The 14,264-nt window shown below is 58.3% G+C and carries 14 protein-coding genes; 2 read left to right on the top strand and 12 right to left on the bottom strand.

Annotation, left to right across the window (positions count from 1 at the left end):
• Positions 1 to 253 precede the first annotated feature (253 nt).
• The 7 genes from HDE80_RS22400 to HDE80_RS18420 all read right to left on the bottom strand — a co-directional run bounded on the left by HDE80_RS22400 (position 254) and on the right by HDE80_RS18420 (position 6,144).
• Positions 254 to 1,987 carry a S9 family peptidase gene (locus HDE80_RS22400; protein ID WP_221437698.1) on the bottom strand — a complete coding sequence of 578 codons (1,734 nt, stop codon included), beginning with the start codon at positions 1,985 to 1,987 and terminating at the stop codon, positions 254 to 256.
• Positions 1,988 to 2,116: 129 nt separating this feature from the next.
• Positions 2,117 to 2,704: a helix-turn-helix domain-containing protein gene (locus HDE80_RS18440; protein ID WP_184673283.1), complete on the bottom strand. Its 588-nt coding sequence runs from the start codon at positions 2,702 to 2,704 to the stop codon at positions 2,117 to 2,119.
• A 118-nt stretch (positions 2,705 to 2,822) separates the two neighbouring features.
• Positions 2,823 to 2,990: a hypothetical protein gene (locus HDE80_RS22060; RefSeq protein WP_221437697.1), complete on the bottom strand. Its 168-nt coding sequence runs from the start codon at positions 2,988 to 2,990 to the stop codon at positions 2,823 to 2,825.
• A gap of 88 nt (positions 2,991 to 3,078) precedes the next feature.
• Positions 3,079 to 4,119, bottom strand: a complete 1,041-nt coding sequence (locus HDE80_RS18435; RefSeq protein WP_184673281.1) for a C13 family peptidase — start codon at positions 4,117 to 4,119, stop codon at positions 3,079 to 3,081.
• 21 nt (positions 4,120 to 4,140) lie between these two features.
• Complete coding sequence (gene mtnC, locus HDE80_RS18430) at positions 4,141 to 4,827, bottom strand: acireductone synthase (protein ID WP_184673280.1); 687 nt, start codon at positions 4,825 to 4,827, stop codon at positions 4,141 to 4,143.
• A gap of 106 nt (positions 4,828 to 4,933) precedes the next feature.
• The gene (locus HDE80_RS18425; RefSeq protein WP_184673279.1) at positions 4,934 to 5,497 is read right to left on the bottom strand and encodes an acireductone dioxygenase; all 564 of its coding nucleotides are present in this window, start codon (positions 5,495 to 5,497) and stop codon (positions 4,934 to 4,936) included.
• On the bottom strand, positions 5,494 to 6,144 hold the full coding sequence (locus HDE80_RS18420) for a methylthioribulose 1-phosphate dehydratase (protein WP_184673278.1): 651 nt from the start codon (positions 6,142 to 6,144) through the stop codon (positions 5,494 to 5,496). Before HDE80_RS18420 ends, HDE80_RS18425 begins: the two co-directional genes overlap by 4 nt.
• A gap of 162 nt (positions 6,145 to 6,306) precedes the next feature.
• Here HDE80_RS18420 and HDE80_RS18415 point away from each other — a divergent pair, with 162 nt between their 5' ends.
• A complete protein-coding gene (locus HDE80_RS18415) occupies positions 6,307 to 6,639 on the top strand; it encodes a high-potential iron-sulfur protein (protein WP_184673277.1) in 333 nt (110 codons plus the stop codon).
• A gap of 444 nt (positions 6,640 to 7,083) precedes the next feature.
• On the opposite strand, the gene HDE80_RS18410 is transcribed toward HDE80_RS18415, so the two are convergent.
• Entirely contained in the window at positions 7,084 to 8,541 is a 1,458-nt protein-coding gene (locus HDE80_RS18410; protein ID WP_184673276.1) for an amino acid permease, read from the bottom strand.
• Between the two features lie 91 nt (positions 8,542 to 8,632).
• Entirely contained in the window at positions 8,633 to 10,141 is a 1,509-nt protein-coding gene (locus HDE80_RS18405) for an amino acid permease (RefSeq protein ID WP_184673275.1), read from the bottom strand.
• Between the two features lie 163 nt (positions 10,142 to 10,304).
• Between HDE80_RS18405 and HDE80_RS18400 the strand changes: the two genes are divergently transcribed.
• Complete coding sequence (locus HDE80_RS18400) at positions 10,305 to 10,883, top strand: NUDIX hydrolase (protein ID WP_184673273.1); 579 nt, start codon at positions 10,305 to 10,307, stop codon at positions 10,881 to 10,883.
• Here the strand turns inward: HDE80_RS18400 and HDE80_RS18395 are convergent.
• The 3 genes from HDE80_RS18395 to parE all read right to left on the bottom strand — a co-directional run bounded on the left by HDE80_RS18395 (position 10,880) and on the right by parE (position 14,262).
• Complete coding sequence (locus HDE80_RS18395; RefSeq protein ID WP_184673272.1) at positions 10,880 to 11,401, bottom strand: 3-hydroxyanthranilate 3,4-dioxygenase; 522 nt, start codon at positions 11,399 to 11,401, stop codon at positions 10,880 to 10,882. The two genes, HDE80_RS18400 and HDE80_RS18395, sit on opposite strands and share 4 nt — an antisense overlap.
• A gap of 125 nt (positions 11,402 to 11,526) precedes the next feature.
• Positions 11,527 to 12,018, bottom strand: a complete 492-nt coding sequence (locus tag HDE80_RS18390; RefSeq protein ID WP_221437714.1) for a fasciclin domain-containing protein — start codon at positions 12,016 to 12,018, stop codon at positions 11,527 to 11,529.
• A 354-nt stretch (positions 12,019 to 12,372) separates the two neighbouring features.
• Positions 12,373 to 14,262, bottom strand: a complete 1,890-nt coding sequence (parE, locus tag HDE80_RS18385) for a DNA topoisomerase IV subunit B (RefSeq protein ID WP_184673271.1) — start codon at positions 14,260 to 14,262, stop codon at positions 12,373 to 12,375.
• Positions 14,263 to 14,264 lie beyond the last annotated feature (2 nt).

Raw genomic sequence — 14,264 nt, 5'->3', positions numbered from 1 at the left:
TGAGGGCTCCTTACTTTCCTCGCATCGCTGACAAGGTGCGGCAAAGAAACATATATTTGCGCATAGCTCGGGGTTTTGCGTTTTTACACAGCCTCGACCCGAAGGAGTCACCCACGGCTGTCCGTTTTCAGGAGGGCTGTTCACCTGCGGTCCCGACGTTTGATTGGTCGGCGATGTTAGCTCTGCGCAAGCTCCTGCTGTTTGAACCAGCGCAGGCAGCGGCGCCTGCGCTATTTCAGCCGACCAAGTGCTGCTACGCAGATATGAATTCACCCTCGACAACCGCTTGCCTGCTGGGGGGACCAATATTCTCGGCCAGGAAGCGTTCCATGGCCTCGTAAAATGCGAAGCGGTTTTCCTCGTTCAAGAAGCCGTGTCCCTCGTTGTCGCATACGATGTATTCGACCTCGACGCCCCTGGCCCGCATGGCTTCCACCATTTGATCGGATTCGCTTTTTTTTACCCGCGGGTCATTTGCGCCCTGGGCGATCAATAACGGTACCTTTATGCGATCAGCGTGAAGTGCCGGCGATGTGGCTGTAAGTTGTTCCTTGTCCTTCTCGGGGTGACCGACCATCTCGTAAATCATGTCGCGCATCGGTTCCCAGTAAGTCGGCATAGTCTCGACAAAGGTAAACAGGTTGGAGACGCCGACATAGTCAATGCCGCACGCATACAAATCGGGTGTAAAGGCAAGTCCCGCCAACGTGGCATAGCCGCCGTAGCTCCCGCCATAGATCGCGATGCAACTCTGGTCGGCGATCCCCTGTTCGATAAGCCAATGAACGCCATCGGTGATGTCGTTCTGCATAGCTAATCCCCATTGCTTGAACGATGCCTCCCAGAATTTTCTTCCGTAACCAGTGGACCCACGAAAATTGATCTGCAGGACCGCATAACCCCGATTGGCCAGAAACTGTACGTTGGGATCGAATCGCCACGTATCGCGATGCCACGGTCCGCCATGCGGAAAGACTACGACAGGAAGGTTCTTCCTATACGCGCCGATTGGCACAGTCAGATAGCCATGCATGTCGAGTCCATCGCGTGACGTGAACTCGATGGGTTCCACTGGCGCCATGTCCTGCTCGTGCAGCCATGGGCTGAGATCGGCAATCTTCTCTACGCTGTGTGTCGTCTTGTCATACAGGTAGTAGGCCCCTCTGCAGCGATCACTATAAGTCCCCACGATGAATTTTTGCTCGCTTCTGTCCCGGTCCGCGATCGAAAACTCGTAGCCGGGCAAAGCATCGGAGAGCTTGCCAAACATCTCTGCAACCTCGTCATCGAAAAGGTGGTTTTCAACCTTCCACGAGGTGAAGGTCGTACCCGTCAAGCACTGTCGCTTTCGCGAGTAGAGCAAGCCCGAGATGTCGTAGTCCTGATGCGAGTAGATTTCACGCACTTCTGTCCCACTGGATAGGTCGAATTCGACCAGTGCCGCCGTATCCCGAGATAGATTCGATGCTGCGTAAATACGTTCGTTGTCAAACGTAAACAACAGCGGCCGTATCTTTTCTTTGAATCCAACCGTTACGACAGTCTCGAATGCGTCTTCTTCGCTGCGCCGGTGCAAAAGGCTTGTATTGACCCCATCGTAGGTGACAGCAAGTCTGAGCTTACCCCGATGATCCGTTTTCCAGCCCATGATGTTGCCTGGATTTTCTGCCAGCAGCTTTAGCTCGCCCGTTTCGACGTTGAGGCGATAGGGATCGAATATGCGAGGGTCTCGCTTGTTCAGGCCGATAATGACCGCGTCTTCCTCGTCCTCAAGGTCGTCGATGATGACCGTTTTTACACCATCGAAATCCGTAAGCGGCTTGAAGTTTTCGCCATCAATATCCACGGCGAACAACTGGTGATTTTCATCCCCACCCTTGTCCTGCAGGTAGAGGATTCGAGTGTCGCTGGCCCATAAATAGGAAACGATGTCTCGCTCGACCTCATGGGTAACGCGTCGGGCTTCCGCTGTCCCTAGCTCTTGCACGAATATATTAAGGCGGCCATCAAACGGCGCCAGGAATGAATAATGCCGCCCATTTGGCGATATTTTGTATGCCGTTTTTCCGGATTGCGAAAAAAGTCTTTCAATGGAAGCTTTTGGGGCGTCATGGTTCTACCGTCTCCGGGTTCGTGAAGATGTGGGGCGTGGACGCTGCCTTGCCTTGGTTGGCCGCTCCGGAAGAGTGACCATCGATACCGTTCGCTGTGTGCGATTCTTGGCGGGCCCAAGTCCCGCAAACCGTTTGATGAGCGCTTGCATCTCTTTCATGAAGCCAACGAATTCCTCTGGTGACGCAAGGAAAGTCGCCTGCAAATAGTGGACGTCATCGCGCACCACATCGACGTCATCGGATCGCATGTAGCGGCCAAAGTCCTCAAGCAGCGACGCGAGAAAGACCGAGAAATATTTCAGATGCGTGTCGGGGTCGATGTCCGGGATGTCTTCGGGAGGCATCTTGATCGTGTTGGGATCGAGTCGATAGGTACGTTCCATCGCACCACGCACGGGTGTCTCTGCCGTGACGATCAAGACGCCGGCTTCGGCCAGGTGGTTCAAATGTCGGTAAAGCGTGGCTTGCGGGACATCGTCAAGCCTTTCTGCCAGGTCCCGAGCGGTAAGTTCTGCCTCTCCTAAGAACGCCCGCACGATTCTCAAACGTATCGGGTGTAGTAAGACATCTATGGCGGTCTTTTTTGTCAAAGAGCATCCAACCTTTATCAATTTCGATAAAGGTAGTTCAAGCTTGCGACCAGTGTCAAGCGGGCGATGTCCGCCGCGCCTTGATCACGATCAGCTATACCCAGACACCCGTTTGGCATCAGAAGTCATAGTTGGTGGCCAACGGTGTAACGGCTGTGCTGGAGAAGTTATATGTGGCCGTCGAGGCCAGCAGAGCGATACCCAGTGGCTGGCGTGTCGGCGTGCGGGACGTCGCGTTATCGCCTATACGTCGAAGGGCAGCTTTGGGACGGCCGATTGAGGCCACGGCTGCCTCGAAGTGGCCGATGGAAGACGTTCGTGGTCGGTCAACAATTCGGTGCCACTAATCGTGGCCTTTTTGAACTGACGAACGATTATTGATTCGCTGCAGCCGTGCTGGGAGAGCTCGGGACTGCCGGATTGAATGGCACGGCTGGGCCAGCAGTAAAACCCTTGCGCCAAAGCGCGAGCTGATCCGCGATGCCGCTGCCGATATTGATCTGCGGTTCGGACGGCGTGAGCTTGTCGCGCTGTTCCCACTGGCTTATCTCGCCACTGGCCTGTTTGAAGGCGGCGATGAAATCCGGGGTTTGGTTCAGCGCATCGACTAGCCAGGCCTTGCCAAAATAAGTGGCGTCGGAATCGCTACCGCAGCCGAAGGAGCTGCGGTCGGTGCGGGCAGCGGTGATGATCAGTGTGCCCGGGTTGTGCAGTGGTGGAACGAATCCACCGGAGTAGCACGCGCTGATCACCAGCACTTTCCATTTGAATGGGTGCTTGCCCAGGATGCCGGCGAGATCCGGTGCGCCGATCTGATCCAGCGGTAGCGGATCCATGTCGACCAGCAAGTTGTGGTCCTCATCGCCGTGGCTGGTGACGTAGAGCATCAGGATGTCCTGATCGGGCTTCATCACCTTGGCCACACCATCGAGGGCTGATTCGAGGTTGCTCCAGCTGGCTAGCGGATGCGCGGACAGCGTGTCGGGGTTGTTTTCCAGCACCAGTGAGTGTGCGGTAGCTCCGAAGCGCTGCGAGAACAGTTGCGATGCGTATTCGGCTTCATTGCGGAAAACGTCTTCGCCGCCGTCGCCAGCGAAAGTCACCAGATAGAGATTCGGTTTGCCGGCGATACGCGGGGTGAGCTTTGCCAGTGCGTCAGCCACCATCTTTGGCTGTGCGTAGATCACCTGCTCGGGTGACGGGCCGGAACTCGGCCAGTCAGCGTCGTTGTTGTCGTCAGCATCGGCATCTGCTGATGACGAGGTGGCCGGTTCGTTGCCCCTGGAATCAGCCGCTGCGCTGCCGGATGATTGGGAATCAGCGGCAACGAACGGCAGCGTTGAATGATGCGCCAACCACAACATCACAAGGACGCCTGCAGCGAAAGCCAGCAAGGTGATCAGGGCAGTTCGCATGACGGGACTCGCGCGGCAGGTTCAGGGCTGGATGGCATCGAAATTACGATAGGCAGCATGACGCGGCGCATCCGGCCATTCCAGTGGCTCACGTATCAGCCAGGCGGTGTGGAAGCCTGCGGTTTTTGCAGCGTCGAGTTCTTCCACAATATCGGACAGAAACAAAATCTGTTCGGGACTTGCATCGATAGTCTCAGCGATGCGTCGGTAGGAATCGACCTCGCGTTTGGCGCCTGTTTGCGTATCGAAGTAGCCGGAAAACAGTGGTGTGAGATCGCCCGCTTCGCTGTAACCGAACAGTAGCTGTTGCGCCGGCACGGAACCGGAGGAGTACACATACAAGAGTACTCCGCTGGCATGCCACTGGCGCAGGCGCGCAGCGACTTCGGGGTACATATGCGAACGGTAGTCACCGGATTCGTAGCCGTCTTTCCAGATCATGCCCTGCAGCGCTTTCAGCGCGGTGGATTTGCGATCCTCGTCGATCCACTGCAGCAGCAGCTCGATGATTTCCTGTCGGCTGGCTTCGACGAGTCCAGCTTCCTTTGCGGCTTCATGCAGCCAATGCAGTACGTCCGGCTTGTCGCCGTGGGTTTCGACAAAGGCCGGTAGGCGCTGGCGTGCATAGGGAAACAGCACGTCGCGGACAAAGCTGATCGAGCTGGTGGTGCCCTCGATATCGGTGACGATGGCGCGGATGTCGGTCATGGCTGGACGCTGATTGAATAAGACGGCCAGCACAAACGACTGGGCGGTTTTGCAAGGCCAACTAGGCTACGTATGCCAATATGAGGGCACCCGCGTGCTGTGAGGTTCAGGCGTGCGCCGGCGAATAAGGCTGCATGCGCGGGAAACGCTTTGCGATGTCGTCGCCGGTGAAATTCGCGACCCAGCCTTCCTTGTTGGTGAAGAAGCGGATAGCGACGAAGTAGGGTGATTCACTCATGTCGAACCAGTGGCGCGTGCCGTCAGGCACGCCGATCAGGTCGCCCGTTTCGCACAGCACGTCGTAGATCTTGTCATTGATATGCAGGGTGAACTGGCCAGCACCGGCGACGAAGAAGCGCACCTCATCCTCGCTGTGCGTGTGCTCGTTGAGGAACTTCTGTCGCAGCACGGCGCGATCGGGATGATCCGGTGTCAGGCTGATCACATCCACGGCCTGATAACCCGTTTCGCCCATCAGGCGATCGATATCGGTTTTATAGGCCGCAATGACTTCATCCTGGCTGGCACCGGGGGCGATCGGCTGGCTGGCTTCCCATTGTTCAAAACGGATGCCGACCTTGTCCAACTCGCGGGCGATCGCCGTGTGCTCGCGATGCAGCGACAGTTCGGCGTCTGGGTGAACTTCGTCATAGATACGTAGCTGGCTCATGATGCTCTCAACCTCTTCAAATCCAGTTCACAGCCCAGCAGGAATTCGAGTGCTTCCAGATGGCGGTGCGTTTCTTTCATGTCGCGGCCCCAAGTATAAATCCCATGGCCATCGATCAGATAAGCGTGCAGCGGCTTGCCGGCATCCAGCCAGGCATCGACCCGATCAACCAGCTCGGGCATATGCTGGGTGTTGGGGAAGACCGGGATCTCCAGCAGGCTCTCGTGCGTGCTGTAGCCGGTGATCGCTTTTTGCAGTTCCCAGCCCTGCAGGCGAATCACACCGTCGCTGGCGTAAAGGCGTGAAGCCACACTCTGCGTGCGTGAGTGGGTGTGCAGAACAGCGTGCATTTCTGGCCAGCGCCGATAGATCTGGGTGTGCAGTGCAGTTTCTGCGCTGGGTTTCGCATCCGTGCCAACGGCTTTGCCCTGCATGTCGATCAACATGATGTCATCGCGACCCAGCTTGCCCTTGTCGCGGCCGGAGATGGTGATGGCTGCGTGGTCAGCATCAATACGTGCCGAGAAATTACTGCTGGTTGCCGGTGTCCAGCCAGACGCTGCCAGTTCACGCGCGGTGTCGGCGATCGCGTCCGCCGTCGTCTCGAACAGGCTGGTCGGTATGGTGGAGGGTAGTTGCTGGCTCATATGGTTTGGACGTCCAAATGGAGACTTACTATACCACGCGAGAAAGTGCCGCCAGACTTGAATGAGAGCCATTCTCGCCACTCACGAACGATTGATGAAACAGGCGTACCATCGCCGCAAATCCAGCGCAAAGTGCGTGGGATAAATGACGGAGGTTTGCCCATGTCGCATGAGAAGAACACGGAATCACGGCGTCGATTTCTGAAGGTGGCTGCCGGTACAGCGTCAGCTGTTGCGATCATGGGCGGCCTGCCGCGATTTGCGCGCGCTGCCGACCTGCCGGCGGTGACCCCGGATGATCCAACGGCCAAGGCGCTGGGTTACGTGGAAGACGGCAGCAAGTCGGCCGATCCCAAGCATAAGGCTGGCGATACCTGCACCAACTGCCAGTTTTACTCTGGTGGTCCTGCCGGTCGTGGACCATGCCAGCTGTTCCCGGGCAAATCGGTCAACGCGAAAGGCTGGTGTGTGTCGCATAACCCGAAGCCAGCCTGAGTCTGACTCGAATAACTTCAGTTTCGAACAAATGAGAAGGCCGGCATCAAGCCGGCCTTTTTGCTTTACGGGTTGCAATCGTCCAGTTAGTGCATGACGGCAAGCCGGTTCGGCGGAATGAGTCGTTGTCGCTGCAAGAAAAGTGCCGCCCGACGCACCAAGCTAAGGAGCTGACCCACTTGGTGCGCCGAGCGGCGATCCGGAGGCCCACTGCCAAGTGATCAACCCGCGGACTGGCGATGATACTCCCGAGCGGCGCGAATGGGCGGCTGTCCGCCAAATTTCTCTTGAAAAATTCTCGTTAAATACAGTAAAAACAATAAGTTATGATGAAATTCTCAGCGGACACTGAGATTTCTGGTGGCCTTCCTGGCTAAACGCAAAAGTTGCCTTAAACCTGTTTATTCACGACTTTATCGAGCTTTCAAAGACATTCCAGGAAGTTCACGATTCGGCGGCCAAGTTTTGCTCGCGGCGTAGATGACTATGCCGACGTCCATAGCCGAAGTAGATCGCCATGCCGACGACTGTCCAGATGCCCAACAGCAGCCACTGGTACCAGTTTTCCCAGTACAGCAGCGCCAGGCAGCTCAGCACGCCCAGTACGCAGGTAACCGGTGCCCACGGCACGCGGAATGTGCGCGGCAGATCAGGCCGCGTCTTGCGCAAAATCAGCACGCCAGCGCAGACGGCCACGAAGGCAATCAGGGTTCCCATCGACACGAGATCGCCAAGTACATCGAGGGGAAATACCGCAGCGAGCGCGGCGATGCCGACGCCGGTGATGACCGTGTTGATATGTGGCGTGTGATAACGCGGATGGATCTTGGCGAACACGGGTGGCAGTAGACCGTCCCGAGCCATGATCATGAAAATGCGCGGTTGCGCGATGATCATCACCAGGACTACGGATGACAATCCAATCAATGCGCCGATCTCCACGGCCCAGCGCAGCATGAACAACTGCGGGTGCGCACGCACCGCGGTGACCACGGGCTCGGCGGTATCGAGCTGGTCGAAGCGCAACAGGCCGGTAATCACGGCGGCAATGCCGATATAGAGGATCGTGCAGATCGCCAGCGAAGCGAGTGTGGCTATCGGCAGATCGCGCTGCGGGTTCTTTGCCTCCTGCGCCGCCGTCGATGTCGCCTCGAAACCGATGTAGGCAAAAAACACCAGTGTGGCCGCGCGCATGATGCCGGCCCAGCCGTACTTTTCCGGTCCCTGACTGGCAGGAATGAATGGGTGCCACAAGGCGGGATTCACGTAATGCCAACCAGCAGCGATCACCAGCACGATCAACGCCACCTTGAAGATCACCATCACAAGATTCGCGCCGCTGGACTCACGGATGCCGACGTAGCACAGCCATGTCAGTGCCATCACGATGCCAACGGCAGGCAGGTTGAAAAGCGCGCCCGTGGTGACGAGATGCCCGTCGGTATAAGCGAGCGGGGCGTTCGTCAGCACGGTCGGAAGATGGATGCCGACGTGATCCAGCAGGCTGACGAAATAACCCGTCCAGCTCACCGCGACCGCCGATGCGGAAACACCGTACTCAAGCACCATGTTCCAGCCGATAAACCACGCGACCAGTTCGCCCAGCGTGGCGTACGCGTAGGAGTACGAACTTCCCGACATCGGGATCAGCGTGGCGAATTCTGCGTAGCAAAGCGCCGTGAAGCTGCAGCAGATGGCGGCGATAACGAAAGCTAGAATAATGGCAGGGCCTGCATGTTCGGCCGCAGCCTGTCCGGTGATCACGAAGATACCGCCGCCAATCACGGCGCCAATGCCCAGCGCCGTAAGACCCCACGGCCCCAGCGTTCGTTTCAGGGCAGGGCCATGGCTGTCATCGGCTTGGGAGAAATCAGTCTTGCGTGCGAGTAACTGTTTGAGCATCGAACGGCCTTGCAACGATAGGATGAAGCGGAGCGAGTTGGATCTTCAAAAACAAAGGGCCGGCAACATGGCCGGCCTTTTTGTACGAGCTTCAGCCCCGGCTGGCCGGATTGCGCATTTTGCTATGCCAGTGGCCATAGCCGAAATAGATCGCCATGCCGATGGTCGTCCAGCCGACGATTAGCGGCCAATTGACCTGGAACGACTGCCAGAACAGGTAGAGGCAGATCAGTGAGCCAAGGCCACTGACCAGCCATACGCCAACCATGCCACCCGGCACGCGGAACGCACGCGGCAGTTCCGGGCGGGTATAGCGCAAGGTCAACACGCCGATGCAGACCGTGGTGAAAGCCAGCAGCGTCCCCATCGATACCAGTTCGCCAAGAATGCTGACCGGAAAGAGACCGGCGGTGACCGCGGCAACCACGCCCGAAACAACTGTGGCCACCGACGGCGAGCGGCGGGTTGGATGCACCCGACCCATCGCCAGCGGCAGCAGGCCGTCTTTCGACATGCTGAAAAAGATTCGCGAGGTGCCAAGCAGCATCACCAGAATCACCGAGGAAAGGCCGGCCAGTGCACCGAACGAAACGATGGCCTTCAACCACAGCAGTTGCGGGTAAAAGCTCAGCGCCGTGGCGACCGGCTCGGGTGTGCCCAGCGAGCGATACGGAGCGATACCCGTAAGCGTCAACGCCATGGCGATATACAGCACGGTGCAGATCGCCAGCGAGCCAAGGATGCCGATCGGCATATCACGCTGCGGATTCTTCGCCTCACCAGCGGCGGTAGACACGGCATCGAAGCCGACATAGGAGAAGAACACCAGCACGGCTGCGCGGAAAATGCCGCTGGTGCCGAATTGCCCCGGACCTTCTGCCGGCGGAATAAACGGGTGCCAGTTGGCTGGATTGATGAAGCGGAAAGCAAAGATCAGGAACAGGAAAATGACGATAAGCTTGATCGAGACGATGATCCCGTTGACGAACGACGACTGTCGTATGCCGATGTAGCAAAGGCAGGTCAGCCCGGCAACGATAGCCACGGCCGGCAGGTTGATCAGGGTTCCGGTGGCAACGATGTTATGCCCGGCGAATTTGAATGGCGCCGAGGCAAGGGCATCAGGCAGTGCGAGCGACATGCCGGTCCAGTGGCCAATGATGGAAAGGCATTCGTTGAAGTAGCCCGACCAGCCCGCAGCGACGGTAGCCACCGCAAACATGTATTCAAGTACCAGATTCCAGCCGATGAACCAGGCGACGATCTCGCCCAGCGTTGCGTAGGAATAGGCATAAGCGCTGCCGGAGACCGGGATCATCGCAGCAAACTCGGCATAACACAGGCCGGCAAAAGCGCAGGCGATACCGGCGACGATAAAGCTGATCATTACCGCGGGACCAGCGTGTTCCGCTGCCGCCTGACCGGTGATCACGAAGATACCTGCGCCGATTACTGCACCGATGCCGAGGGTAACCAGGTGTCGTGCGGACAAAACACGCTTCAGCGTGGGCTCGCCATCCAGGCCGTCGTGGGGCAGAACTCCCGCATCGACATGCGGCGAGGCACTGATCGGGTGCTTCGCGAAAAGTTGTTTCAGCATGCATTTGTCCCCTGAGAGATTGGCGGCTTTTCTTTGGCGATCGTACGCACGCAGTGCATGCTTCGCCGTTTATTTGCGTCAATCTGGAACCATAGCCGAGCCACCGTAGGGGTACAAGCTGCGCTGCGGCTATGATTGGGATTATTCCCTGTTCGTTGTTGCCATGCACGCCAGCTCGCCCAACGCTTCGACCGCCTTCAGGAATTATGCGGAAAGCTATCCCGCGCACGTTTTGCTGGCGGAGGCTTTTATTCAGTTTGCGCGGCTGGGTCTAGCGGCTTTCGAGCGCAGCCATCCGTCTGGCCATTTCACCGGCTCGGCGTGGCTGGTTAGTGCCGACGGCGAGCGGGTGCTGCTAACGCATCATCGCAAGTTGGGTCGATGGCTGCAGCTGGGCGGGCATGCGGATGGTGATGTGGATCTGGCGCGTGTGGCGCTGCGTGAGGCCGGGGAAGAGTCGGGGTTGAGCGATCTGGTGGTCGAGCACCCCATTTTTGACCTTGATCGCCACCGTATTCCCGCACGCGGCGAGGAGCCAGAGCACTGGCATTACGACGTGCGTCATGTGGTGCGTGCGATCGGCAGCGAAGTGTTTGCGGCCAGTGAGGAGTCGCTGGCACTGGCCTGGAAATCGATTCGGGATATCGCAGTTGACGTCTCAGCTGATGCATCGCTCCAGCGAATGGCGCGCAAATGGCTGGAGCGAAATCAGCCAGATTCATCCCGGCATTCCTGGTCCTAGCCGTATTTGACTGGTGCCGGATTCAGATGCCCGCACTGGCCGCATGTGCGCGCCTCTCGTGAACCGTAGAAGCGATCGAACACTGGCGGGAAATCCTGTTCGATATCGTCGAGCACAAAAAACTCTTCATAGAGTTTGTGGTTGCAGCGTTCGCAGAACCACAACAGCCCATCTTTTTCATGCGACAGGCGCTTGCGCTCGATCACCAGTCCGATGGATGCCGGCATACGCTGCGGTGAGTGCGCCGTGCGTGGTGGCAGATAGAAAAGCTCACCGGCACGAATAGGAATGTCGCGGGCGTGGCCGTCGTCCTGCACCTTCAGCACCATCTCGCCTTCGAGCTGGTAGAAGAACTCCGGACCTTCGTCGTAGTGATAGTCGGTGCGTGCGTTGGGACCACCGACGATCATGATGATGAAGTCGCCATCGACAATGCACTTGTTGCCCACCGGTGGCTTGAGCAGATGGCGGTTATCGTCGATCCAGCGCTGCAGATCGATGGGTGGCATCAGGGCCATGCAGTCTTACTCACAAAGAATGAGTCGACACCTTAGCCCTGCCGGCGTCGTAAAAAAAGCCGCCCCGACGAGGGAATCGGGGCGCTGGTTTTCAGTCACACGCTGAAACAGGATATGCAGCTCAATTACGGCATCAGAACCTTGTCGATAACGAAGATCACGCCGTTGGACTGAATGACGTTGGGGATCGTGATGTTGGCCACATTGCCCTTGTCGTCGGTCACGGTCCACTTGCCGTCAATCTTGGCAACGGTGATCGAATCCCCTTCGACGGTCTTCAACACGGCGTTGCCGTTACCGGCCTTTGCGGCTTTCTCCAGATCCTTCGAGGTCATCTTGCCGGCGACTACGTGGTAGGTCAGGATCTTGGTCAGGTCGGCCTTGTTTTCCGGCTTCAGCAGCGTATCGACAGTGCCGGCGGGGAGCGCAGCAAACGCTTCATTGGTTGGTGCGAAGACAGTGAAGGGACCGGTGCCCGACAGTGTGTCGACGAGGCCGGCAGCTTTTACCGCGGCAACCAGGGTGGTGTGATCATTCGAGTTCACCGCATTCTGGATGATGTTCTTCGACGGATACATGGCGGCGCCGCCGACCATCACGGTTTTGCCGCTGCTCATCGAGCTCATCGAGTCGGCCATTGCCATCGGCGCTACGGCTATGGCGGCAAACACCAGTGAGAGACCAAGGGCGATGCTGCGCATGCGCTGATTCTTGTTCATGGGGATCTCCAAAGATTTCCGCTTCGCGGATTGGAAGCGTGTGGAGATACGGCGCGAATTGCAGATCGGATGCAGTAAGTACTCGTGAAGACTTGGTCATCACGACAACGTCACAGCAAGTGCCCGAATGCCGGGTCGCGTGCTGTGACGTTGTCAATGCATGTCGTTCGGCGACGCCGTGCACACGCGTTTGCCGGGATGTGCGGGTCTTTAGTTACAAAGCGCTGCAGCGGTTGTCGTGAAACAGCTAGTTCAAACTTCCAGCGTCGCCAGATCGCCTTTTTCTTCCAGCCAGGCCTTGCGATCGCCGGCACGTTTTTTCGCCAGCAGCATGTCCATCAGTTTCGAGGTGCCGTCGTCATCGCCGATGGTCAGCTGCACCAGCCGGCGCGTATCGGGATGGATGGTCGATTCGCGCAGCTGTGGCGGGTTCATCTCGCCCAGACCCTTGAAGCGGGTCGTGCTGACAGCACCCTTCATTTTCTCGCGTTCGATCCGCTGCAGCATGGCTTCCTTCTCACTCTCGTCGAGGCAGTAGAAAACCTGCTTGCCGACATCGACGCGGAACAGCGGCGGCATGGCCACAAACACGTGGCCTTCGCTGACCAGGGTGGGGAAATGTTTCAGGAACAGTGCGGTCAGCAGGGTGGCGATATGCAGGCCGTCCGAATCGGCATCGGCCAGAATGATCACCTTGCCGTAGCGCAGTCCGGAGAGATCGTTCTTGCCTGGATCGCAGCCGATGGCGATGGCGAGGTTGTGCACTTCTTCCGAGGCCAGCACCGAGCCGGACTCGACTTCCCAGGTGTTGAGGATCTTGCCGCGCAGCGGCAGGATCGCCTGGAACTCCTTGTCGCGCGCCTGCTTGGCGCTGCCGCCGGCGGAGTCGCCTTCGACCAGAAACAGTTCGGTGCGGGTGAGGTCGGTTGCGGTGCAGTCGGCCAGCTTGCCAGGCAGCTGCGGTCCCTGGGTGATCTTCTTGCGGATGATCTGCTTGGCCGCTTTCAGACGCGCGCTGGCGCGTTCGATCGCCAGCTGTGCGATGCGCTCGCCCATCTCGACGTGCTGATTGAGCCACAGGCTGAAAGCATCGTGGATGACATTTTCGATCATGCCGGCAGTCTGTCGCGAGGAAAGACGTTCTTTCGTCTGGCCGGCAAATTGCGGATCCTGCAGTCGTGCCGACAGTACGAAGGCGAGCCGCTCCCACACATCTTCCGGCGCCAGTTTTACGCCGCGTGGCAGCAGGTTGCGGATGTCGCAGAACTCGCGGATGGCGGTGGTCAGGCCGGTGCGCAGGCCGTTGACGTGGGTGCCACCTTGCGCGGTGGGAATCAGGTTGACATAGCTTTCCTGCACCAGCTCGCCTTCCGGCAGCCAGGCCAGGGCGACCTCCATGCCTTCGACATCGCGCGCCATGTGGTGCACGAACAAGTCGTTCGGCAAGGCGTCCGCGCCATCGAGTTCGCCGCGCAGGTAATCGCGCAGGCCGTCCTCGTAATACCAGTCGTTGATTTCGCCACTGGCGACATCGGTCAGCTTGACGCTGAGGCCCGCGCACAGCACGGCCTTGGCTCGTAGCAGATGACGCAGGCGCGCCAGCGAAATCTTCGGAGAGTCGAAATACTTCGCTTCGGGCCAGAAGTGCAATGTGGTGCCGGTGCGCTTCTTCGGCACCGTGCCGATGATTTCCAGCGGGCTGACTTTGTCGCCGTGCTCGAACGCCATGCGGTATTCGGAGCCATCGCGGCGAATCGACACCTCGACGCGATCCGACAGTGCATTCACCACAGACACGCCGACGCCGTGCAGGCCACCGGAAAAGTTGTAATTCTTGCCGCTGAATTTTCCGCCGGCGTGCAGCCGCGTCATGATCAGCTCGACGCCGGACACGCCTTCTTCCGGGTGGATATCCACCGGCATGCCGCGGCCGTCGTCACTCACCTCGACGGAACCATCCGCATGCAGCACGACTTCAATGCTGCGGGCATGGCCGGCAAGGGCTTCATCCACCGAATTGTCGACCACTTCCTGCACCAGATGATTCGGGCGGGTGGTATCGGTATACATGCCGGGGCGGCGTTTGACCGGGTCTAGACCCGAGAGAACTTCAATATCGGCGGCGTTGTAGCGACTGCTCATGC

Source organism: Rhodanobacter sp. A1T4, from assembly GCF_014207185.1.
Lineage (GTDB): Bacteria > Pseudomonadota > Gammaproteobacteria > Xanthomonadales > Rhodanobacteraceae > Rhodanobacter.
This window is presented reverse-complemented; position numbering and strand designations above follow the sequence as displayed.